At 46.9% G+C, this 21482-nt stretch carries 22 protein-coding genes; 16 read left to right on the forward strand and 6 right to left on the reverse strand.

What is annotated here, in order from left to right:
- Positions 1-10: 10 nt before the first annotated feature.
- Both ACXAH1_RS13640 and ACXAH1_RS13645 read left to right on the forward strand, forming a co-directional pair.
- A complete protein-coding gene (locus ACXAH1_RS13640) occupies positions 11-1273 on the forward strand; it encodes a tetratricopeptide repeat protein (RefSeq protein ID WP_475197413.1) in 1263 nt (420 codons plus the stop codon).
- Positions 1274-1476: 203 nt separating this feature from the next.
- Complete coding sequence (locus tag ACXAH1_RS13645; RefSeq protein ID WP_475197415.1) at positions 1477-2493, forward strand: hypothetical protein; 1017 nt, start codon at positions 1477-1479, stop codon at positions 2491-2493.
- Here the strand turns inward: ACXAH1_RS13645 and ACXAH1_RS13650 are convergent.
- Complete coding sequence (locus ACXAH1_RS13650; protein WP_138553350.1) at positions 2480-2833, reverse strand: TraR/DksA C4-type zinc finger protein; 354 nt, start codon at positions 2831-2833, stop codon at positions 2480-2482. The two genes, ACXAH1_RS13645 and ACXAH1_RS13650, sit on opposite strands and share 14 nt — an antisense overlap.
- Positions 2834-2868: 35 nt before the next feature.
- Complete coding sequence (locus tag ACXAH1_RS13655; protein WP_475197418.1) at positions 2869-3861, reverse strand: tRNA-dihydrouridine synthase; 993 nt, start codon at positions 3859-3861, stop codon at positions 2869-2871.
- Between the two features lie 164 nt (positions 3862-4025).
- Between ACXAH1_RS13655 and ACXAH1_RS13660 the strand changes: the two genes are divergently transcribed.
- The 12 genes from ACXAH1_RS13660 (at position 4026) to ACXAH1_RS13715 (ending at position 13545) form a co-directional block, all read left to right on the forward strand.
- A complete protein-coding gene (locus tag ACXAH1_RS13660; protein WP_125718752.1) occupies positions 4026-4517 on the forward strand; it encodes an HvfA family oxazolone/thioamide-modified RiPP metallophore in 492 nt (163 codons plus the stop codon).
- A gap of 25 nt (positions 4518-4542) precedes the next feature.
- On the forward strand, positions 4543-5379 hold the full coding sequence (locus ACXAH1_RS13665) for an HvfB family MNIO-type RiPP peptide maturase (protein ID WP_475197421.1): 837 nt from the start codon (positions 4543-4545) through the stop codon (positions 5377-5379).
- Positions 5379-6125 carry an HvfC family RiPP maturation protein gene (locus tag ACXAH1_RS13670; RefSeq protein ID WP_475197424.1) on the forward strand — a complete coding sequence of 249 codons (747 nt, stop codon included), beginning with the start codon at positions 5379-5381 and terminating at the stop codon, positions 6123-6125. The genes ACXAH1_RS13665 and ACXAH1_RS13670 overlap by 1 nt, the downstream gene beginning before the upstream one ends.
- A gap of 149 nt (positions 6126-6274) precedes the next feature.
- Complete coding sequence (locus ACXAH1_RS13675) at positions 6275-6397, forward strand: hypothetical protein (protein ID WP_268795172.1); 123 nt, start codon at positions 6275-6277, stop codon at positions 6395-6397.
- 175 nt (positions 6398-6572) lie between these two features.
- Positions 6573-7118, forward strand: a complete 546-nt coding sequence (gene apt, locus ACXAH1_RS13680) for an adenine phosphoribosyltransferase (protein ID WP_054016775.1) — start codon at positions 6573-6575, stop codon at positions 7116-7118.
- Positions 7119-7124: 6 nt separating this feature from the next.
- Complete coding sequence (dnaX, locus tag ACXAH1_RS13685; protein ID WP_475197426.1) at positions 7125-9608, forward strand: DNA polymerase III subunit gamma/tau; 2484 nt, start codon at positions 7125-7127, stop codon at positions 9606-9608.
- 69 nt (positions 9609-9677) lie between these two features.
- On the forward strand, positions 9678-10004 hold the full coding sequence (locus ACXAH1_RS13690; RefSeq protein WP_138553356.1) for a YbaB/EbfC family nucleoid-associated protein: 327 nt from the start codon (positions 9678-9680) through the stop codon (positions 10002-10004).
- Positions 10005-10090: 86 nt separating this feature from the next.
- Complete coding sequence (locus tag ACXAH1_RS13695) at positions 10091-10672, forward strand: rhomboid family intramembrane serine protease (protein ID WP_475197427.1); 582 nt, start codon at positions 10091-10093, stop codon at positions 10670-10672.
- A gap of 212 nt (positions 10673-10884) precedes the next feature.
- Positions 10885-11688 (forward strand): alpha/beta hydrolase, encoded by an 804-nt coding sequence (locus tag ACXAH1_RS13700; RefSeq protein WP_475197428.1) that lies wholly within the window; start codon positions 10885-10887, stop codon positions 11686-11688.
- A 14-nt stretch (positions 11689-11702) separates the two neighbouring features.
- Entirely contained in the window at positions 11703-12005 is a 303-nt protein-coding gene (locus ACXAH1_RS13705; RefSeq protein WP_475197429.1) for a DUF1330 domain-containing protein, read from the forward strand.
- 45 nt (positions 12006-12050) lie between these two features.
- Positions 12051-12902 carry an acyl-CoA thioester hydrolase/BAAT C-terminal domain-containing protein gene (locus ACXAH1_RS13710; RefSeq protein ID WP_475197430.1) on the forward strand — a complete coding sequence of 284 codons (852 nt, stop codon included), beginning with the start codon at positions 12051-12053 and terminating at the stop codon, positions 12900-12902.
- 262 nt (positions 12903-13164) lie between these two features.
- The gene (locus ACXAH1_RS13715) at positions 13165-13545 is read left to right on the forward strand and encodes a hypothetical protein (RefSeq protein WP_475197432.1); all 381 of its coding nucleotides are present in this window, start codon (positions 13165-13167) and stop codon (positions 13543-13545) included.
- Positions 13546-13776: 231 nt separating this feature from the next.
- Here the strand turns inward: ACXAH1_RS13715 and ACXAH1_RS13720 are convergent, their stop codons facing one another.
- Entirely contained in the window at positions 13777-14007 is a 231-nt protein-coding gene (locus ACXAH1_RS13720) for a hypothetical protein (protein WP_138546720.1), read from the reverse strand.
- 388 nt (positions 14008-14395) lie between these two features.
- Between ACXAH1_RS13720 and ACXAH1_RS13725 the strand changes: the two genes are divergently transcribed.
- Positions 14396-15001 carry a DUF998 domain-containing protein gene (locus ACXAH1_RS13725; protein ID WP_475197433.1) on the forward strand — a complete coding sequence of 202 codons (606 nt, stop codon included), beginning with the start codon at positions 14396-14398 and terminating at the stop codon, positions 14999-15001.
- A 41-nt stretch (positions 15002-15042) separates the two neighbouring features.
- Here ACXAH1_RS13725 and ACXAH1_RS13730 read toward each other — a convergent pair whose 3' ends face one another.
- Complete coding sequence (locus ACXAH1_RS13730) at positions 15043-15627, reverse strand: class I SAM-dependent methyltransferase (protein WP_475197435.1); 585 nt, start codon at positions 15625-15627, stop codon at positions 15043-15045.
- 215 nt (positions 15628-15842) lie between these two features.
- On the opposite strand from ACXAH1_RS13730, the gene ACXAH1_RS13735 reads away from it, so the two are divergent.
- On the forward strand, positions 15843-16682 hold the full coding sequence (locus ACXAH1_RS13735; protein WP_475197436.1) for a DUF6279 family lipoprotein: 840 nt from the start codon (positions 15843-15845) through the stop codon (positions 16680-16682).
- A 48-nt stretch (positions 16683-16730) separates the two neighbouring features.
- Here ACXAH1_RS13735 and ACXAH1_RS13740 read toward each other — a convergent pair whose 3' ends face one another.
- The gene (locus tag ACXAH1_RS13740) at positions 16731-18908 is read right to left on the reverse strand and encodes a DUF6359 domain-containing protein (protein ID WP_475197438.1); all 2178 of its coding nucleotides are present in this window, start codon (positions 18906-18908) and stop codon (positions 16731-16733) included.
- 274 nt (positions 18909-19182) lie between these two features.
- The gene (locus ACXAH1_RS13745; RefSeq protein ID WP_475197439.1) at positions 19183-21339 is read right to left on the reverse strand and encodes a bifunctional 2',3'-cyclic-nucleotide 2'-phosphodiesterase/3'-nucleotidase; all 2157 of its coding nucleotides are present in this window, start codon (positions 21337-21339) and stop codon (positions 19183-19185) included.
- Positions 21340-21482: the final 143 nt, after the last annotated feature.

The raw sequence follows: 21482 nt of genomic DNA on the forward strand, positions 1-21482 counted from the left end.
GGAGTAAGATATGAAGCAAATGTCTAAAGCAACAGCTCTTGCTCTGATGATGTCGTTGGCTGGCGGTGCGTTGAGCACCGCAGCATTTGCCGCTCCGGATCCTGCGAAGATCGAAGCGCGCAAAAACGCCAAAACCAAGGTTATGGGTGAGCGAGTTGGTAAAAAGGTTATCAAAGCGTTTGACCTGTATAACGAAGACAAAGTCGATGAAGCAATCGCGTTATTGCTTGAAATCGACGCGTCTGATGACTTCGACCGTGCTACGGTAAACCGTTATTTAGGTAACCTGTATGCTCAGAAAGAAGACTATCAAACAGCGATTAAGTACATCCGTCAGGCGATAGCGCCAGATGTGTTGAACTTTAAAGATCATGGCGATCTGATCAAGCTGTTAGGTGACCTTCTAATTGGTACTGAGCAATACGAAGGCGCGAAGAAAGCTTACTATGACTGGATGGATTTTACCGGTGAGCAAGATGCGAAGGTATATGGCCGTATCGCTCAAGCCAACTATGAACTTAAAAAGTTCAGAGATGTTATTGAGCCAGCGGACCAAGCTATCGCACTAAACAAAGAAGAGCCAAATAAGTCATTTTATATGCTTAAAATTGGCTCTTACTTTGAACTTAAACAGTTCAACAATGCCGTTAAGGTTGCTGAAGAACTGGTTAAATTGTTCCCTGAAGATCCAGAGTCATGGACTCGTTTAGGCTCCTTCTATATGCAAACGGAAGACTATAAAAAAGGTCAGACCGTGATGGAAGTTGCATATCGTAATGGCTATTTTGAAAAAGAAAACCATTACAAGATTTTGAGTAGCTACTACTCACTGAACGAGACACCTTGGAAAGCCGCTCAAGTTATGGAAAAAGCGGTTAAAGAGGAAAAGGTTAAGCGTACGAAGCAAAATGTCACAGCGATTGCTAGCTACTTCCACCAAGCCAAACACATTAGTGAAGCGGCAAAGTATTATGAAGAAGCTTCTAAGTTTGAAGACGATGCAGAGTTAATCCGCAAAGCGGGTAGTTTGTTACTGCAGGACCAACAGTATAGTGCAGCCGTTGTTCGCTTGAACAAAGCGCTGGAGCTTGGTTCTAAGAAAACAGGGACAATCTACTCTGATCTGGCAGAAGCTTACCTGTATCAGGAAAAGTATAAGCAAGCATATAGTGCGATTATCAAGGCTCAGGAAGATCCTAGAACGCGCAAATTCGCTCGCAGCTGGGCCTCTTTCATCAAAGAGAAAGCACAGCGTAAAGGCATCAGCCTTTAATTAGAAAGCCCCGAAAGGGGCTTTTTGCTTTTTATTACCCGCCAAAACATTGTGGCCTTTATTTGTATCACTCGCGAGGCTTCTACATTAGAACTTTGATTTAAATAACAAAACCTTCCATCAATTTTGATATACTCAAACTACATATGGACCTGAGTGCTAGGTGCACGTCCGCATAGTTGAACAAGGTTGGATAAACGTAAATGAAAATCTCTCGACGTAATATAGTCTGCGCGCTAGTAGCACTGACGATGGCAGCTTGTACAGAGCCACAAGTACAGATCTCATACGAAAACCTGTTGAAACAACTTAAACAGCTCAATTGGTTCGCTTACCAAAGCCGTTCAGAGCAGGCAGATACATTGTTGGAACTACCTTTTACAGAGCGTTACCTTGAGCAAAGGCATTATCTACTAACGCGTGCGGATCTGGATAGTCTCACCGAGGCGGCAGAGCAAGAATTACAATATCTGTCGATACAACAACGTTATCCAGAACGATTCCAGCCCTGGCCTGCCCATCTAAACATGGCAAAAATCGGACAACAACAGCTTACCTCGTCCCAGCTAGATGATTGGTACAGCTATGTTAAGTCACGTTTGAACGAAGCGCGCGAAAGTAAAATTGTACTTAACCGGATAGAAAAGCAACAGCTACTTGATTACCTAGCGCCTGATGTAACCAGGCATTCAAGTGCAGCGCAAGAGCTTGTCACGTATCTAGAAAGTTATCGGGTCAGGTCCTCTTTGGGAATGTATCAGCTGCCTAACGGAAAAGAATGGTATCAGAGCAAACTCAATTTTTATAGCGGCTCTGTTCGAGCGCCGGAAACATTGTTTGGCGAGTTGCAATCTTTGGCGGGTAAAACGAATGAGACGCCAGTGAAAATTAATGTTGGTACGCATGAGCCCGCTGTGCACCAATTGCTGTCAAACTGTGACAAGATGCCCGGGTTAAACTGGAGGGATGGATTTGTCTCTCTGAGACAAACAGTGAGTCAGTGTAAAAAGATACTTACAAAAGGTGAAGCTCAAGTTGCGTTATCTATGATGGAAGTCGATTTGGGTGTGCATTACTTTGCCTGGTCGCAGAAACAAGCTCTGTTGGCACTGCAATCTAGGTTAGCGCTGAATGAAGACCAGGCCTTCGTCGTGCTTAAGAATATCCTTTTCTATCCTGCAACCAGTTTTGTGTTGTTAGATTCAGTTATTTCTGTTTAGCCAGACATTCCAGACACCTTTGTGCGGCAGGATCGGCTGCTAGCAAGGTGTCTTCTATTTTCTTCTCACAATCACAGCAGTAGCCAAACTGGCCTATGTCCATCTGGCAAATTGCCGCCTCAACCTTTACCAGGCGTTCAAAATTAGGAAACTGGCCCGGACAGATGCGATCGGTTGCGATATCAACCCATTCATGTGGCGGTGATGATTGGAGGGTATCGATCAACGCCTCGGTTGCATGATTACTGGCTTGTTTTAAATCCGCAAGGAACTCGTGCCTGATCTGGTCGAGTTCAGTCTGCAATTTTACCTGATAGTGGTTCTTTAAATTCTCATTCATGGCGCTCTTCTCCTTTTCTGAGCATCCATTATCTATTAGGCTGCAGGCTCATTGTTATGATTTGAATCAAGCGCTGGGGACTTTGCGTATTTATCCAGCACAGATACCACGTCATCTTTGCTTTTCAGGCGCTTTATTTCATCAAATAAAGTGTAGGCCTGAGGGTACTGTAACTTTAAGTAACCAAGCCACTGTTTGGTGCGAGACGAGAAATATTTTTCGCCGACTTCGGGGTCCTGGTGCATAGAGGAGTGCAGGATATGATAGACCACTTCTTGCCATTCAAGCGGGCGGTATTCGCGCCCTTCCACATGTGCTTTTATTTTAGCTGCCAGGTCAGGCGTTGCCAGGGCACCACGTCCCAACATCAGGTTGTCACAGGCACTGCGTTGTTGGCAACGCATGGCATCTTCTACTTGCCAAATTTCTCCATTGGCAACCACTGGAATACTAAGTCGTTCCAAAAGTGGCGGGATTTTCTCCCAGTAGGCAGGCGGTTTATAGCCATCGCGTTTGGTTCGGGCATGGATCACCAAGCTGGATGCTCCTGCGCTCTGGACAGCATCGACGATTTCAGTGCTGTTTGCATCGTCATCGAACCCGAGTCGAATTTTCGCACTGACCTCATGTTCCAGAGGTACAGCCTCACGCACAGCACGAATAATCTGATAGATTTGCTCGGGCTCTTTAAGCAACACCGCGCCGCCTCTACTCTTGTTGACGGTTTTTGCAGGGCAGCCAAAGTTAAGATCGACACCATGTGAACCCAGTTTAACGGCTTTTCTGGCATTGGCCGCCAGTGCATGGGGCACCTGACCAAGCAATTGAATACGTACCGGCGTACCCGCTCGTGTCAGGCCACCATTAAGCAGCTCAGGGCAATAACGGACAAACACACGACGAGGCAAGGTTAAATCAACAACACGGATAAACTCAGTAACACACATATCGAACCCACCCAGGTCCGTGAGTAGCTCACGCATTTTGAAGTCGACAACGCCCTCCATTGGGGCTAAAAATAGTTTCATTATTACCGCACCAGAAAAAATTCGCGCTATTCTATACGAGAGAAGATGATTTATTAATAGGGAAATGGAGATAAAAATTTCTCAAATGCTGAAATAAATATCTTCGGTCCGTGGTCTACTAGGCGAATCATTCATTTTATTGCTACCGATTGAGAGAGAACAACATGAAATCAGTAAAGAAAACGAACACACTTGCAATGACACTGGGCGCGGCTGTAGTGACGGCTGCAACATTTAGTGCTCCTGAGGCCGCGGCGAATCCGTTTAGCTTTGAGCAAATGACAGCGGGTTATCAGCTAGACGCTGGAGAGGGCAAATGCGGTGAAGGTAAGTGCGGCGGTGACGCCAAAGGCAAAAAAGAAGGCAAGTGCGGCGAAGGTAAATGTGGCGGTGACGCCAAAGGCAAAAAAGAAGGCAAGTGCGGCGAAGGCAAATGTGGCGGGGACGCCAAAGGCAAAAAAGAAGGTAAATGCGGCGAAGGCAAATGTGGCGGTGATGCCAAAGGCAAAAAAGAAGGTAAATGCGGCGAAGGCAAGTGCGGCGGTGATGCCAAAGGTAAAAAAGAAGGTAAATGCGGCGAAGGTAAGTGTGGTGGTGATGCCAAAGGTAAAAAAGAAGGAAAATGCGGCGAAGGTAAGTGTGGTGGCCACGCTTAATTGATAACACGGCTAAGGAGTGATAATGACTAAACCATTTGGCAGGGTTGGCATGGGCCTGAGGCGAGAAATGTTAGATGATATCTTGACTACTCCCCCTCAGCAGGTCGACTTTTATGAGGTCGCGCCCGAAAACTGGATGACGCTCGGTGGCAAATTCGCTGCTCAGTTTTCGGAGTTAACAGCCATGCACCCGTTTGTTTGCCATGGCTTGTCATTATCACTCGGCTCCCCAGCACCATTAGACATCGAATTTGTAAGCGAGTTGAAAACCTTTTTCTCGACGCATAATATTCGTTGCTACAGCGAACACTTAAGTTATTGTTCCGGTGATGGTCATATGTACGACCTGATGCCTATCCCCTTCACGGAAAAGGCTGTAAAGCATACTGCGGCACGGATCAAAGAAGTGCAAGACAGACTAGAGCGCCGTATAGCTGTGGAAAACGTCTCGTATTATGCCGCGCCGGGTCAACAGTTATCTGAGCAGGACTTTACCTTAGCAGTGCTCGAAGAAGCTGACTGTGATCTGCTCTTAGATGTGAATAACATCTACGTCAATTCAATCAATCATGGTTATGATGCCAGTGCATTTTTAGCGGCGATGCCCAGTGAGCGTATCGCTTATGGTCACATTGCCGGGCATTATGTCGAAGCAGAGGATTTGCTTGTAGATACCCATGGCGATGCAGTGTGCGGTCCTGTTTGGCAATTATTGCAAGAAGCCTACCGCCTGCATGGTGTTTTTCCAACCTTACTGGAGCGTGATTTTAATATTCCTCCATTACCTCAACTTCTTGAGGAAGTTGATCAGATCCATACTGTGCAGAGCGTTGATAAGCTAAAAAGAGGGATTGCCTGATGTCGTTTCAGCAAATTCAGGCTGAGTTTATGGCTCATATTAAAGATCCCGATGTCCATCCAGCGCCTGAGGGCATTGAAGACCGCCGTATGCAGATTTACAGGGAGTTGTTTTTTAATAACATAGAGGGGTTTGTTGCTTCCACTTTTCCCGTATTAAAGAGTCTATATGAGGAGCAAACCTGGTTAACTTTGGTGCGTGAATTTTTCCGTCAGCATGATTGCCAGTCTCCTTATTTTTTAGAGATAAGTCGTGAGTTTTTGTTCTTTTTGCAAGAAGAGTACACAGCAACTCCGTCTGATCCTCCGTTTATGCTTGAGCTGGCTCACTATGAGTGGACAGAGTTAGAAGTGGCAATTGCGCAGGAAGTGACAGAAGAAGTGCCTATTCCACTGCCTTTATCAGAATTATCTGGGTTGCACCTTGCTCAGAGCGCACGCAGTGTAAGTTATCAGTATCCGGTACACCAGATAAGCGTTGAGCATCAACCTCATGAACCGTCAGGACCCCATTGCTTTATTGTTTACCGGGACCGTGCGTTTGAAGTGCAATTCATAGAAACAAACCCAATGACCGCACTTCTTATTCAAAATATTGTTGTTAACCCAGGGATAACTATAGGGGCGTTGGCAGGGATGTTGGCCGAACAGTTTAGCCAGTTTGACGAGCAGACCTTGATCAATGGGGCAATTCAAACCTTAAGCCAGTTTGTCCGCCTTGGCATATTGGTCGATAAAAAAGCATAATACCCCTTTATCGGGCATCTAAGTTCGATTATTATGGGCGCCGTTTTGTCGTGCTTATGCTGAGTGACAGACAAGCGGCAGATCCTGACGTGCCACACCTCAGACCAAGCTGCTTGCGCACCCGGCGCTTAAAAAATAAAGGTAGTAATATGTCTAAAGGTGATTTCAAAGATCCGTTTAACGCTAAGTATTTCCTGGCTTTTGTTGCTGTATTCGCTGGCATTGGTTGCCTGAATGCAATTCTGGGCTGGGCAACGGCACTGAGCGCTTAATCGCTGGTAATAACCTTCTGGTCATACAGAATTAAAAGCCACCTAAACTTTGGGTGGTTTTTTTCTACCCGAACATCACGAATTTATTGTGAAATCTGCCCAGCTGGCATTTCATGTGGTTGCTTTCTTGTTATAATCGAGCTCTTTGATATTTAAACTTATTAAGCAATTGATTATGACACAAGCAAACTTGTCACTGATTAAAGACAGCATCGCAACGGTTCCTAACTACCCTAAAGAAGGGATCATGTTCCGTGATGTGACTACCTTATTAGCTAACCCAGCAGCCTTCAAAGCAACTATGGATTGCCTGGTCGAAGCCTATAAAGAGCAGGGCTTCACCAAAATCATTGGTACAGAGTCACGTGGTTTCATCTTTGGTGCACCGCTGGCCTATGAACTAGGCTTACCGTTTATCCCTGTCCGTAAGCCAGGTAAATTGCCGCGTGAAGTGATTAGCCAGTCTTATCAACTTGAGTATGGCGAAGATGTACTGGAGCTGCATGTTGATGCCATCGAAGAGGGCGATAAAGTCTTGTTAGTTGACGATTTATTGGCAACAGGTGGCACCATTGAAGCAACCGCTAAACTGGTAGAGCGTCTCGGCGGTAAAGCTACTGACGCTGCGTTCGTGATTTCATTGCCTGAGTTGGGCGGTGAAAAACGCGTTGCAGATATGGGCATCAAAGTGTTAAAACTGGTCGAGTTCGACGGCGAGTAACCGACTATGAGTTATCAGGTTCTGGCGCGTAAATGGCGTCCACAGTCGTTCCACGAGATGATGGGACAGGAGCATGTCAAGCAGGCACTCATCAATGCTCTGAATGAGCAACGTCTGCATCATGCCTATCTGTTTACCGGGACTCGGGGAGTGGGCAAAACTACTATTGCCAGGATCTTCGCCAAGAGCCTGAACTGTGAGGTGGGGATCACCTCCACTCCGTGTGGCCAGTGTAGTGCGTGTGAAGAGATCGAAGCAGGTAAATTTATTGATCTTATTGAGATTGATGCTGCATCGCGTACTAAGGTCGAAGATACGAGAGAAATTCTGGACAATGTGCAATATGCCCCAACGCGCGGTCGCTACAAGGTCTACCTGATAGACGAAGTGCATATGCTGTCCAAGCACAGCTTCAATGCTTTGCTAAAAACCCTGGAAGAGCCACCTGAGCATGTTAAGTTTCTGCTGGCAACGACAGATCCGCAAAAATTACCGATTACGATTCTATCGCGCTGTTTGCAGTTTAACCTTAATGCCATGGCACAAAGCCAGATAGTGACTCAATTGTCGCAGATCCTGCCTCAGGAATCCGTCAATTTTGAAGAGACGGCACTGGAAGTTCTGGCCAAAGCTGCAGACGGCAGTATGCGTGATGCACTGAGCCTGACCGATCAGGCCATTGCACAAACCAATGGTGAGCTGACCTTACCAGCCGTACAGCAGATGCTTGGTTTGATGGACAGTAGCCACGCCGTTTTGCTTATGGCTGCGGTGTTATCGCAAGAGGGTGAAACCCTGTTGGCAGAAGTGGCCAACATAGCCCTGAAAAATGGTAACTTCAGCAGTGTGCTGGATGATCTCATCAGCCTGTTGCATCTGGTTCAACTAACTCAGCTGGTGCCTCAGGCCGCTAATTTTGGTCAGTTTGAAGCCGAGCAAGTTAAGACTCTGGCACAGCAGTTATCACCCCAAGACACCCAGTTTATGTATCAGCTGCTGCTTACCGGCAAGAAAGATCTCAGCTGGGCGCCAGAGCCTAAACTGGGCTTTGAAATGATCATGTTGCGGTTGCTGGCATTTGAGCAAGCCGACTTCAGCCAGGCATCAGGCCCGACGCCTGCTACTGCAAAGGATCCGGGTAAGGTTGGTAAGCTCAGAGATATGCTGAGCGTAAAGCAGCGTGGTCCGCAAGCTCAGACGAGCGCGGCAGCACCAGACCGCCAGCCACAAGCTGCACAAAATCAACCGGTTGCACCTGAGCCCCAGTCTGCGTCGGGTCAACAGAATGCGTCTGTGGTTAGTCCAGTGCAAAATAGGGCGCCTTCTCAACAGAAGGAGCCAATGGAGCAAGTCCCGGCTCAGAGTACAGCTCAGCAGGCAACGAGCCCTGTGCAGCAAATGCCTGAATCGCGGGTCGCACCTCAAGCAATTGAACCTCCTGCACAACATACAGAAGCGGCTTTGCAGCAACCTTCTCCTTCAGCACCTCAGCCATCACCTGAGGATGTCTCGACTGAACAACAATATCAGGACATCATGGCACAGGCTGAATCACAAGGATATGAGCAACACCAGAGCGAACCACAGTCTCAGGCTACACCTCCTCACCATCAGCATAGTGAGGTGTCTCAGCAGAGTGAACAAACACACGCACCGGTTCAGCAGTTGGCACAGAAGCAGCAGCAAGCTCAATCGGCAATTGCTCGAATTTTACAAAACCGACAAATCTCAGGTGCTGGTAAATTGCTTGCAGGAGATGACGAAGCAAAAAAGTCTGAGCCGCAGCAGGGCAGAGGTGCTGCACCTAGCGCTGTTGCGTCAGGCAGGACTTTTCCGCCGGCCTCGCCGTCAGTTGATAGCCAGACTGGCGGAACGAATGATACTCAGGGACAGAGCCTGCCACAGCAAGACTTTCAGCCAGTAGCGCCGCTTCGTAAAGCCAAAAAGCCGGATATGGCTGAGCGCTTTAAAAAAGATGAGAGCAAACTGGCACCTGAGTTATTAGAACAATTAGCGCCTCAGGTGTCGGACGATCAGCAGAACCAGGACAGTACACTTATTATTCCTGCGCCAGAGAATTTTGTCAGCCCGATCAGCGATATTAAATACGCGCATCAAAAAGATGATTGGGCACAGATGATAGAACACATGCAGCTGGGTGGTCGGGTAAGGCAGTTTGCGCTGCATGCTATGTTCAATCGCCAGGGCCAGCAATGTACTTTGCAGGTTGAGCAAAGCCAGCAGCATCTGGATTCAAATATGCTGAGAGAAAAACTACACGAGAGCCTGGTTGAAAACTTAAGTGAGCCGGTTGAACTCAATATCGAATTTGTAGATGCAGTGACTAATACGCCGTTTCTTATCCAGCAGGATATAGATCAGCAAAGATATCTTCAGGCGGTCGAAGCAGTGAATGACGATCCCGTGATCCAGGCCTTTGCTCGCGAGTTTGAGGCCTCAGTAGACGAAAAATCGGTAAGGGCATTGTAATTGTGTAAGTAAGCCCTTATCTTGTATCCCATAGAGTTTTAATTTTTTTGAAGTGTAAGAGAGCAGACTATGTTTAAAGGTGGAATGGGCAATATCATGAAGCAGGCGCAGCAAATGCAAGAGCGCATGGAAAAAGCCCAGGAAGAGATCAAGAACCTTGAAGTCGTTGGTGAAGCCGGCGCAGGCCTGGTTAAAGTCACTATGCTGGGTAGCCACAATGTGCGCCGCGTAGAGATCGACGAAAGCCTGATGGAAGACGACAAAGACATGATCGAAGACTTGCTCGCTGCGGCAGTGAACGATGCTGTTCGTCGTGTAGGTGAAGAGTCACAAAAGCGCATGGCAGACGTCACAGGTGGTATGCAGATGCCGCCGGGCTTCAAGATGCCTTTCTAATTGAAAGTTAGAAAAAATGGCGCCTGATGGCGCTATTTTTTTGCTTAAAATCTGACAACTTCCAATAGAAAATAACAAGGATATCAATGAGTACGCGAGCGCTGGTTTTTCCAGCCAATTTTAAGCTGGTTTTATATGCAATGGTTGCGATGGTTCTGGTGCAGCTGTTGGGGAGCGTAATTGGGTTGCCAATTGGGCGACTCGGGATTATCCCACATAATGAATATTATCTGAGTGGCATTATCACCGCCCCTTTTGTGCATGGCAGCTGGGGTCACTTAATGAGTAACCTGGTGGGTCTCACTATCAGTGGTTATCTGGCCGCGAGGCTACCCAAGTTTAAAAGCGCGACGCTGCTGATCGTGGTTACAACTGGGTTGCTCGTCTGGCTGTTTGCCGGTTCAGGTAATCACATTGGTGCATCCGGTCTGGTCATGGGATATTTTGGTCTGTTGCTTGGTGCTGCGTTGTTTAATCGCAACGTACTGGCCGTGCTCAGTTTTATTGCCTTACTGATACTCACTTATTATGCCAATATCAGCTTTTTAGCGACTTTGCTCGATTTCTCAGCGCAAACCAGCAGCTCGAGCCATATCTTTGGTTTTATCAGCGGGCTGGGCGCGGCTTATTTGACCAGGACAAGTCGCAAGCGGGTGCTGAATAAGTAGGTTCGCTGCTTGTTGACTACACCAATCGTCGATTTACCAATGAGTACCGCAAATTTGGTTTTGTAAGAAACATAACAACTTGTAACGCAGGGAAAAAGTGGTTCTAATAGACTTCTAAAAGTTGTTTAGGCCGAGAGTGAGTTGTGTATCGGCTCGAATTAAAAATTTGGATTATGTCTTGTGACGGGACTCAGTCGCAAAAGGAGTTTTACATGTTGAGAGTGAGTATTGTCATACTGCTTTTTTTAGTGTCATCTGTGGCCAATGCCGCGAGTTTTACCATAGTGGAAATGCCCAAGTCGAAATACCTTGCGGAAGCACCCAAGATCACGGTGGCATTACCCGCTTCATATTCCTCACATCCGAGCAAAAGATATCCCGTGTTTTACCTGCTTGATGGTGAACTGAATGGTGAATTAGTTCATGGCATGTTGCAAAGGCTGCATGAATCAAACGGGTCTTACGAACACATAATTGTTGGCATAACCAGTCAAAATCGAATAAAGGATTTTGCGCCAACAGTAAATCAGGACCCGAGAGGGCCTGTTGGCGAAGGGGGTGGGGGAGATGCTTTCTTAGATTTCATTGAAAAAGAGCTCATGCCAACCATCGCTGAAAATTACCGCACGAATCAATTCAATTCACTTGCTGGACACTCTATCGCGGGCTTATTAGTGATCCATAGCTTTCAGTCTCGACCTGCATTATTTCAAAGCTTTTTTGCATTCAGCCCTGCTGTTTGGTGGGGCGCTCGTGAAACCGCCGAAGCAACCAAGAAATATGTTGCATCAAAAGGGCGGATGCAAAACTATCTCTATATGAATATAGGCAGCGAAGGCGGTGAAATGCGCGAGGTCTATGACTCCCTGGCACAAACAATATTAAGAAATCGTCATTTAGACTCACAACTGCAGTTAGACGAGTTTGATGATGAGCCGCACGATTTTACACTGGCCGTTGGCTTGTATAATGCACTAAAAGGGCTGTTTCAGTACCAACAGCAGCAGGCCTTTTAGCAAGGGAGAAGATTATGTATGAATATCTAGTCGGGTTAGAGGTAACGGACGATGAGGTGTACGGCCAGTACCGTGCTGCGATGAAGCCTATTTTAGGCAGGTATCAGGGTGGGTTTGGTTTCGACTTTATCGTCAGCAAGGTGCTCAAGTCAGAGACGAGTGAACCGATCAATCGGGTCTTCACCATTTATTTTCCAAGCAAAGAAATCGCGGATGACTTTTTCAGTGACCCCGAATATGTAAAAGTAAAAGCATGCTACTTTGATGCATCTGTTGCGCATACGACCATAATTTCTGGCTATGAGAAGCACAATTGAAGTGTGTGTTATTAACCACAAGAATAAATGAATAAGAAGAATAATATGATTTTCAGGCAAATAGTAAAAACGACCCTGGTCGCCTTTCTCTTATTGAGTTCTGGCGTGTATGGGGCAGTAGCTCACTTATCGATGGAGAAAGACGGACTGGTTGGTAAGTTCTATTCTTCAGACTCGACAGAGCAGCGAATTGGTGTCCTTGTTCTTGGTGGCTCGGAGGGGGGATTACCCGAAAAGCTTGCTCAGCCAGTAATCGAAGCTGGCCATCCCACTCTGGCATTGGCCTATTTCAAATCCAAAGGCTTGCCTCAAGAGCTGGAGAAAATTCCGCTGGAGTATTTCACCAAAGCCAAATCCTGGTTACAAAGTCAGCGTAAAGTCTTTCCGGATAAGTTAATTGTGGTTGGCTGGTCAAAGGGCGCTGAAGCTGCATTATTACTGGCAACCCGAGATCCGCAGATCTCGAAAGTGGTTGCTATTGCACCAAGTTCAGTTGTTTGGGCGGGAATTCTAAAGGACTGGCAGAAAGTTCCTGCATCGAGCTGGACTGAGCAGGGGAAAGCGTTGCCTCATGTGCCTTTCAAACCCAGTGGACCAGTGAACGGCTTGCGAGATTTATACACTCAGTCGTTGTCAAACCGTGCTGACGCTGACCAGGCAGATATACCCGTTACAGCTATTCATGCTCAGGTTACCTTAATGTCTGGTGAGAAAGACACTATCTGGCCTGCACCTCAGATGGCTGAAACGATTTGCAACAAGATGAATGCAAAACGCGCCGGGCAGTGCGAGCATCTTTACTACAAGGGCCTGGATCACTTGCTGAATTATCAGTTTATTGAGGAAGGTACAGATATGCATCGGTTATTTATTAAAAAGCTCTCTGGTGGCTTTTAGTATGGTCCACTAGTTCAGTGCTGGCTGCACTATTTTGACTATCTAAGCGACGCACAGCGTAGAGCTTTCAGCAAAAGGCATTGTGGTAACGAACTCTACCAGGCAGATGATCTTTTAAGCGATTTAAAAAGCAATAGATAAGGTTTTTAAAGATGCCCGCTGTTTTGGCATTCAGTCGTAGCCAGCACAGAGCCGGTAAGTCGATCCAGGCCTGTATTGTTTGACTGTGTGGCGGCGGGCTTTGTTAAGGAGCAACAGAGAAATGTTTTGGAAAATAATGTTTTGGGCCACAGCCCTTTTGTTGATCGTGCCTTTACCATTCAAGGTCGGTGCGCTCGTATTAGGTCGGGATACACGATCCCCGTTAGTTATTATTGAAGAGCTATCTAACGCCGTATTTCTTGGCATAGGTTTAATCGCGTTCTGGCAATACGCCTATACCAACGGCATAAGTAATATTCCTCAACTATGGAATGGGTGGCTTTTTATTGCTATTGCTTGGTCAATATTAGCGGTATTTAAGTCGCCTAAACTTAGTTATGCGCAGGAAAAAATTGGCAAAACTACAACCGTTGCTGTGAGTGTGCTGAGCACGATCTTTTTTCTGCCTATGTTTGTTGCTGTTTTTAATTACGCAAACTGACTAACACCTAGGTTTTTATATAACGAGCTAGGTGCCAAGAATTAAAGAACACATTGAGCCAGAGTGATTGTCATGGAAAGCGTACTGCTCAATTTATAAATGTTGATTCAGAGTGCAATTACGATAACAAAGTCGACGGTGAAGGCCTGCCCCAAAGACGCGTATTGCCGAAATGGCCACTTGAGTGGCCATGCTTATCATTACTGATTGGTCAGGTCGAGATGTGTTTGTTTACCAAAACACTTTGGTAACTTTGAGCCTGCCGCCATCGTTTTCACAGGTTGCACCCAGTGTCGGGTTGTAAGTCTGCGAAATTTTGAACCACAGCTGAACCTGATTACTGTCCAGGCATTGGAAGTGATAGTAGCGGAAATCCCCCGGGTTGCTGCCGCGGGCGTGAGTTGTTGTGCTGAGTGTAAACAAACAGGCTGCAACAGCAGCCAAGGTCATAAGCTTTTTCATTTTAGTTTCCTTCATACATTGTTTTGCTCCTTCCACAGATAACGACTTGTTTGTCATTTTATATCGTTAAATGTGAACAAAATTAATAATACGTTACCAGTTCGGTTTTTGTCCACATACTAATTTTGTTCATAACATTCAAATGTCAGACTGATTTTTAAGTCGCAGATATATATAGCTATTTTTTCTTTTCTGCAATCAGTATGGCTATCTCAACTTGGTGTGATAAAGAAAACAGTGGCTGAAGAGTCAGTTTTTTTGCAAATTGATTCGTTTTTAGGTACGTTTAATTAGCACTTAATAAACAAATCAAGAGTGCATAAGTGCAGAATAATAAAAAAGCGCATATCTGTCATTGACAGCTTTACCTGACCCAAGGAGGAAGCGGATGTTTGAATTCTTTGCAGCATTATTAGGCCTGGTTGCTACCGTCTGGATTACATTCGGTGTGTACATTGCTGGTCGATTTTACCCTGACTACGATCACTTTAATCAGTTCTGCAGCGAACTGGGTGCATCGGGAAGCCCGACACAAAAGTTGTCTCCCTGGATTAATAACTACCCACTGAGCGTGATGTTTGTGATTTTTGGCTGGCATGTGACTCAGCTGCCGGATGCGAGTATCGCGTTTTATATTACGGGCGGATTGATTGTGTTTCACGGTATAGGTACCTGGTTCGCTGGCTATTTCCCCATGGACAAAGACCCCTATACACTTACGCCGAGCCGACATTGTCAAATCCACTCAACGGCCGGTTCAGTCGTGATGTTAACTTTGCTGGTTGCGCCCGTTATTATCACAATCAGTCCCGACTCTGAACTGATCACGCCGTGGTTTCGTGTATTCTCTGTTTCAGTGGTATTAGCATCGATTTTTTTCACTATCAAGTTGGTTAAAGCATATAAAGCCAGGCAAGGGGCAGGTTTGTACCAGCGTTTGTCCTACTGGACTCAACTTATGTGGTTGAGTGTATTTTCTTTGATGTTGGCGTAATGAATGATGGTGCCCGGATAAAACATCGGGCACCTGCTGCTTTAACATTTTAGTGCTTCAACAACCAAAAACTCCCCTTCATGAGTGCTATGTACTGCGTGCGATAGTTGAGAAAAGCCACTGCCTTTGAGCAAGGCATTTATACCATCGAGCGCCTTTAGTTGTGAATGCACCTCCATATCTCCCTCCGCTGGTGCATTGAGATCTTCACATAACCATAGTCGCCCACCTGATTTGAGTGCAGAAAAAACCAGTCCCATTGCGTAACTTGGGTTTTGCCAATGGTGGACGGAAAATGCAGCGATGACTAAGTCTTGCGTATTATCGGAGACATCCAGTGCTTCAGCACCGGCCTCAAAAAATTGCAGCTGAGCAAGTGACAGCCCGGCTTTTTTCTGGCGCGCTTTTGCTAAAGCGATCATTTTAGGTGTGGGATCAAGTGCCGTGACACGCACGTTGGCTGCAGACTGCGCCAGGCACAGGCTTAAAAAGCCGCCGCCACAGCCAATCTCTACGATGTTGTAACCGGGTTGCACTTTCGCAAGTTGCGGAATTTGCTGGTGGAACGCCAGCTCCCCCCATTGCTCGTCGTAGCTGATTGCATGTTCGTCATTCCAGTGGCTCATAACTATTCCTCTTGTAACTTGTGGTATGGGATCAGTATGCAGGCAAGATGCAGGGCAGAGCAGAGCGCAGTTTAAGCGAAAATCGGCTTATTCTAAGATTTGAGTATCGGCACAGTTTGTAACGTAAGAAATATTTACAGACACTTTTTTAGTCCACATTTTGACAAATTCCGTATTAACTAAAGAGACTAACAACACGGACTATGGATACGACAATGAGAAAGCTTTTGATGGTGCTGGCGTTGCTCACAATGACTGGCTGTTCAACTAAATTTATTTATAAAAACGCCGACTGGCTGAGCTATTGGTATCTTGATGACTATGTTTCGCTTACCGATGAACAGGAAGCGCAGTTTGACGAGCGCTTGCTTGCCTGGCTGGACTGGCATAAGTCACAGGAGCTGACACAGTACGCCCAGCAGCTTACTATGCTGAAATCAGATATAGAAAATGACAAAATTACGCTGGAGCGGATTGGCTACCACCGTGCACAAATGCTTGAACATTGGCATCGCTTGCGCAACAAAGTGGTGCCAGATCTGGTCGAAATGGCCCCAATGCTCAGTGATGCGCAGGTCAGTGAACTATTTGATGAAATTGCCGCAGGAGAAGTTGAGCGGACAGAGAAAAGAGCAAAGCGTTCAGAGCAGAAAAAACACAAACGCTGGCTAAAAGAGCGTAAGAACAACCTTAAGCGCTGGATCGGTAGATTGTCTGCTGAACAGGAAGGGCGCATTGAGCAGTTGTATGAGCAGCAAGTCAGCACCGCCGCGTTATGGTCAGACTATCGCGCGCGTTATCAGGGAGAGCTCAGAGCTTTGTTTGCTCAGCCCGAGCGCGGTGATGTGTTCAAAGCCAGGCTGTCTGAGTTACTGATGGCTCCAGAAGTCTATCGTTCTGAGCAGCTGAACCTGGCTAATGAGCAAAATAGCAAAGCCAACCATCAATATTTGCTGGATGTATATCAAAGCCTCAGCGAAAAACAGAAAAAACGGCTGGTTGCGGAGTTGGATGACCTGATTGAGGATATCGAGTCTCTTGCTGAGGACGAGTAATCACAAAGGCGACGCATATAGCGTCGCCTAACTTTCCTGCCTACCAGATTAATCCAACAGAGTCAGTTCGGTGACATTGCGTACACCAGGCTGACTCATATAGTCATTTTTAACACCAGTTACACGCAGTTTTTTACCCAATAAAGCAGGGTTCAGCTGAGGGCTGTATGTCGCACGCTGTGATGATTCCAGCTTGATGTACAGCTTGTTACCTGGCGCGTTTGGATCGCTCAGCTCCAGGGCGTAAATGTTGTTGATGGCTGAGGTAATGGTGCCAGCCACAACAACGGGTGTGCCATTGCTTTTTGCCAGTACTTCGCTAACCGTCATATCCAGGTTAGGATCCGGGTCTGGTGAAGTTGACGACGCCTTGGCAATTTCAGAGACATTACGGATACCAGGCTGACTCATGTACGAGTCGCGCTTACCTGTGATCACCAAAGTCTCATCCAGTATGCTTGGGTTCAGTTGCGGGCTGAACTCGGCGCGCTGGCTGGATTCAAGCTTGATGTTGATGGTGGTGCTGTCGTCAGATAAGTCAGACAGAACCAAAGCATAGATGCTGTTCAGCGGTGCTTTGACCTTACCGGTTAAAGTAATGGTTTCACCCTGAGCGGTGGCCAACGCCTGAGAAACGGATAGCGCGCTCGGTGCGATAACCAAATCTGTAACGTAGCGGATCCCTGGTTCACCCATGTAGCTGTTGCGCTTGCCGGTCACTAACAGAGTTTTACCCAGAATTTCAGGGTTCAATTGCGGGTTGAAGTCAGCGCGTTGATTGGACTCTAACTTGACGTTGATGCTGACAGCCGGGTTATTTAAGTCTGTCAGTAGCAGGCCATAGATACCATTGACGGCGTCAGTTACTTTACCCTGAACAACTAACTCAGTGCCGGTTGTCGCCGCCAATGCGTCAGCAACAGACACCGCAGTGCCTGGTGTTGGATCCGGGTCAGGATCAGGGTCTACCTGGCCCTGGCCATACGGTGCATTGAAAGAGTTGTCTTTGTAGGTATCAGTATCCCATGGGTTAAAGCCGTTACTTGGATTACTCCAGGGCTGACCATTGTTGGGGTCGAACATTTCCTCAGAGGTCATGGGGGTGGGCGTAACGCGACCTGGTGTGCGACCATTGGCACCATCGAAATGGGTGTAGCTTTCAGGTGTAGCCAGCCAGTTGATGATATTAACTGATAAGACAGAGGCGTGACCTGGATCTGTCCAGCCCGGGTAAGTTTTTTTGGTGTTCCCGTTGTCCTGTCTACGATATTTAGGAGTTGCATCTTCGATGGGGGAGGAGTCACCAATGAATGCTGCTTTACCAGCACCAGACTTAGCGATGGCAACGTAAGGGCCTTCGGCCTCGCCACCAAAATACAGGCCAGAGTCTTTGGCATATTTCCATTTAGTTGGATTGTCTGTTTCAGCAAAGTAAACCAGGCCTTTGGCTTTTTGACCATCAACGATGGCCAGAGTCGCACCAGCAGCCATTAAAATTGGCGCCACACCCTGGGTCAGACCTTCTGTCTGATTCGCCGGCTCTACACCACTGACACCTTGCTTATAGTCAACACCGTTAAAGCGAAAACGAATACCAAAGTTTTCTACCAGCCAGCCTTGCTGAGCACTCTTTGGGTTACGCCAGTCACCGTAGGCGCCGCCGAGATTATATTTGCTCAGATCTGAGCGGTTGTAGCCGTTGAAGACTTCGGTAGCATCCCAGGTGTTGAGGTTACGGTCCGCGTCATAGTGGTCGGCGATAAAGAAAATACCTTTACCCGCAGCAACGAAGGTTTCCAGTGCCTGTTGCTCTGCAAGGGTAAAGGGACGGTTAGTTTCCGCGAGGACAAAAACATCGGCATGTTTGATGGCATCATAAGTAATGATGGCTTCGTTGGCCTGAGTTGAGATGTTGCGATCGTCATAAAAGCGAATTTTACCGTCATTGTTTAAATCGACGCCGCGATATTCTTCGACACGATAACCTTCAGCGACCAGCGCATCGGCGAAGTCAGAAAAGGCGCCGTCAATAACCCAGTCGGCATTACCTTCAACACCGCCGTGTGAGACGTCGAATAATACGGTTTTGCCATTACTTTGTTGTGCACTCGGTACTTTAACCGGTGCGGTATTGTTCCAGTTGTACGGTGTGGCAGCCTGCAAAGCAGTTGCTGATAGTGCAAACGCTACACCAAGGCCTAAGACTGTGAGTTTAGATAGTTTCATCATCAATTCCCGTTGTGAATATCAACCAGACCTTCAACCTATGCTTTGTAAGCGCGCTCACTCAGAGAGTCAAATTGTCGCGAACGTCGCTAAACAATCGTATTTAACTCACCAAGTCGCCAAGCTTCCCTGGCAAGCACACAGTCCTTTGGCCGTAAAGTCGCGCACTGAGTTCAGGTGGTTGATATGAAGTTGCCGCATACTGCCTGTGATTACGGCGCGATATAAAAGCCACGCAAGTGCGTGGCTTTTAATTTGTTTATCGCTCTGACACTCAGTTTGCAGGCTGAGTCAGGTCGATTTGATAGATTGCAAAACCATCTTCTGTGGTTTGATTTAAAGGCGTGATATGGGCAAAGCGTGCACTGAATGCTGTTGCCTTATCCGATGGTGAGCTGTAAAACACAACGTTAGCCCCCGCTACCGGAGCAAATGACCAGTTACCATCTGCGCTTGGGTCCATGCCGGTTTCAGGGGTTTTGTTTGACTGCAATGAAATATAATCAGCGACCACCTGACGGTTTTCGTTTGGTGAGTCTACTGCGATTTTTTCACCAGAGATCCCCGGGAAGTTACCACCACCTGAAGCACGATAGTTATTGGTTGCCACCAGGAATACCTGCTCATCGGTTACCGGCTCGCCCTGATAGGTAAGCGCTTTAATACGGTTTCCGTCAGACACCTTGTTGCCCTTAGTGTCATATCTTGCGGGCTCTGTGACATCAATTTGATAGCTCACACCGTCAAGGACATCAAAGTTGTAAGAAGGGAAATCCGGATTGACCAGCACTTGAACCGTATCCGTGTTAGGCGTGATCTGATTGAACTGACCCGCTGACATTTCCAACCACTGCTTGACTTCAGCACCATTGAGTTTGAGCACTTTCAGCACGTTAGGATAAATATACAAGTCCGCCACATTGCGATAAGCGATGTCACCTTTATCAACCGCTGTGAAATCATCGGCGCCGCCCCGGCCAGCTCTGAAAGGGGCACCCGCTGAAAGGACCGGAAGGTCATCCAGTTCAGTCCCTTTTACAATGGCCTGTGTGTACCAAAGTTGCGCGTCGGTGACTATCTGGATAGACGGATCGTCGTTAACCAGTGCAAAGTAGCTGTTTACCTCGTCAGAGATTTTGGCAAACGGCTCATTAACCCAGGTTTTGGTTTCATCGTGTGCGGCCATTGCCGCGTTTTCGACCTGTGCATCGTTAACGGCTAAAGACGTGACAGTACGATCTGGGTTGGTGATAGAAATAGGTTCCAGCGTCGACTGAGTGTCTTTTACCTGCCACCCGTCAGCACCGTATTCTAAGGTCATGTCGATGATACCCAGGTTATTACCCCAAAAACCGGGCATGACGGCCGCGATGCCATTAATAGTACCTTTCTCATTGTCGACACCATGTTCTTCTAGGCCTGCATAGCGTGGACCCGGGAAGTTCGCATGGGCATGACCAAACATAATGGCATCAATGCCGTCGACTTTGGACAAGTAGTAGCTGGCATTTTCAGCCAGAGGTTTTTTCTCTGCCGTTTCCAGTCCAGAGTGCGGAATAGCTACTATGATGTCTGCACCGGCTTCCTTCATTTTAGGCACATAGTGTTTGGCCATATCGACAATGTCTTTGGCTATGACCTGGCCTTCCAGATTGGCTTTGTCCCACTGCATAATTTGTGGCGGCACAAAACCGATGTAACCGATTTTTAGTGTTTGTGTGTCGCCATTTTTATCAATTACCTGCTTGTCTTTAATGATGTAAGGGGTGAACAGTGGTACATCGTTGTTTGGATCATCGTCACCATCATCTTTAAACACATTGGCTGAGATATACGGGAATTTGGCATCGTCTATTGCTTCGTCCAAAAATTCCAGGCCAAAGTTAAATTCATGGTTACCAATGTTGGCCACATCGTAATCCAGTGTGTTCATCGCACCATAAATCGGGTGGACATCACCGTCTTTAAGGCCTTTAATTTTGGCCATATAGTCGCCAAGCGGGCTTCCCTGGATCAGGTCACCATTATCAACTAATACTGAGTTTGTAGCGGCTTCTCGTGCCTGACGGATCAAAGTGGCGGTTTTTACCAGACCGACCTTGTTGTCTTCTTTGTTCGAGAAGTAGTTAAAGTTCATCAGGTTCGCATGCAGATCCGTTGTTTCCATGATGCGCAGCTCTAGTAAGGTGCCTTCGGCTATCGTGGGCTCTTCAGGTTCCTCAGGGTCTTTGTCATCATCCTTTGGCTTATCATCGTCTACCGGCTGCTTGTCATCGGTCGGTTGTTGGTCGTCTGTGGGTTGTTTGTCTTCATCCGCCTGCTGTTCTTTAACCGGCGGCTTGATCACAACTTTGTTATCGTTATCTGAACAACCAGTGATCAATGCGGTTGTGCCGCAAAACATTGCGAGTGTTAGTAATTTTAATTTCATAGTCCTGACTCTGTAATTGTTTCAGGGGCAGTACTATAGAAACCAAAAAAGACAAAGAGGCTAAGAATTAATGGCATCTCTGTGCCAGATATATGGCTAAAAAAAGACTTTTATTCTTCTGTTAACATTTTAAGCCACGACCG

Source organism: Pseudoalteromonas sp. AWH4_217 (assembly GCF_056161105.1).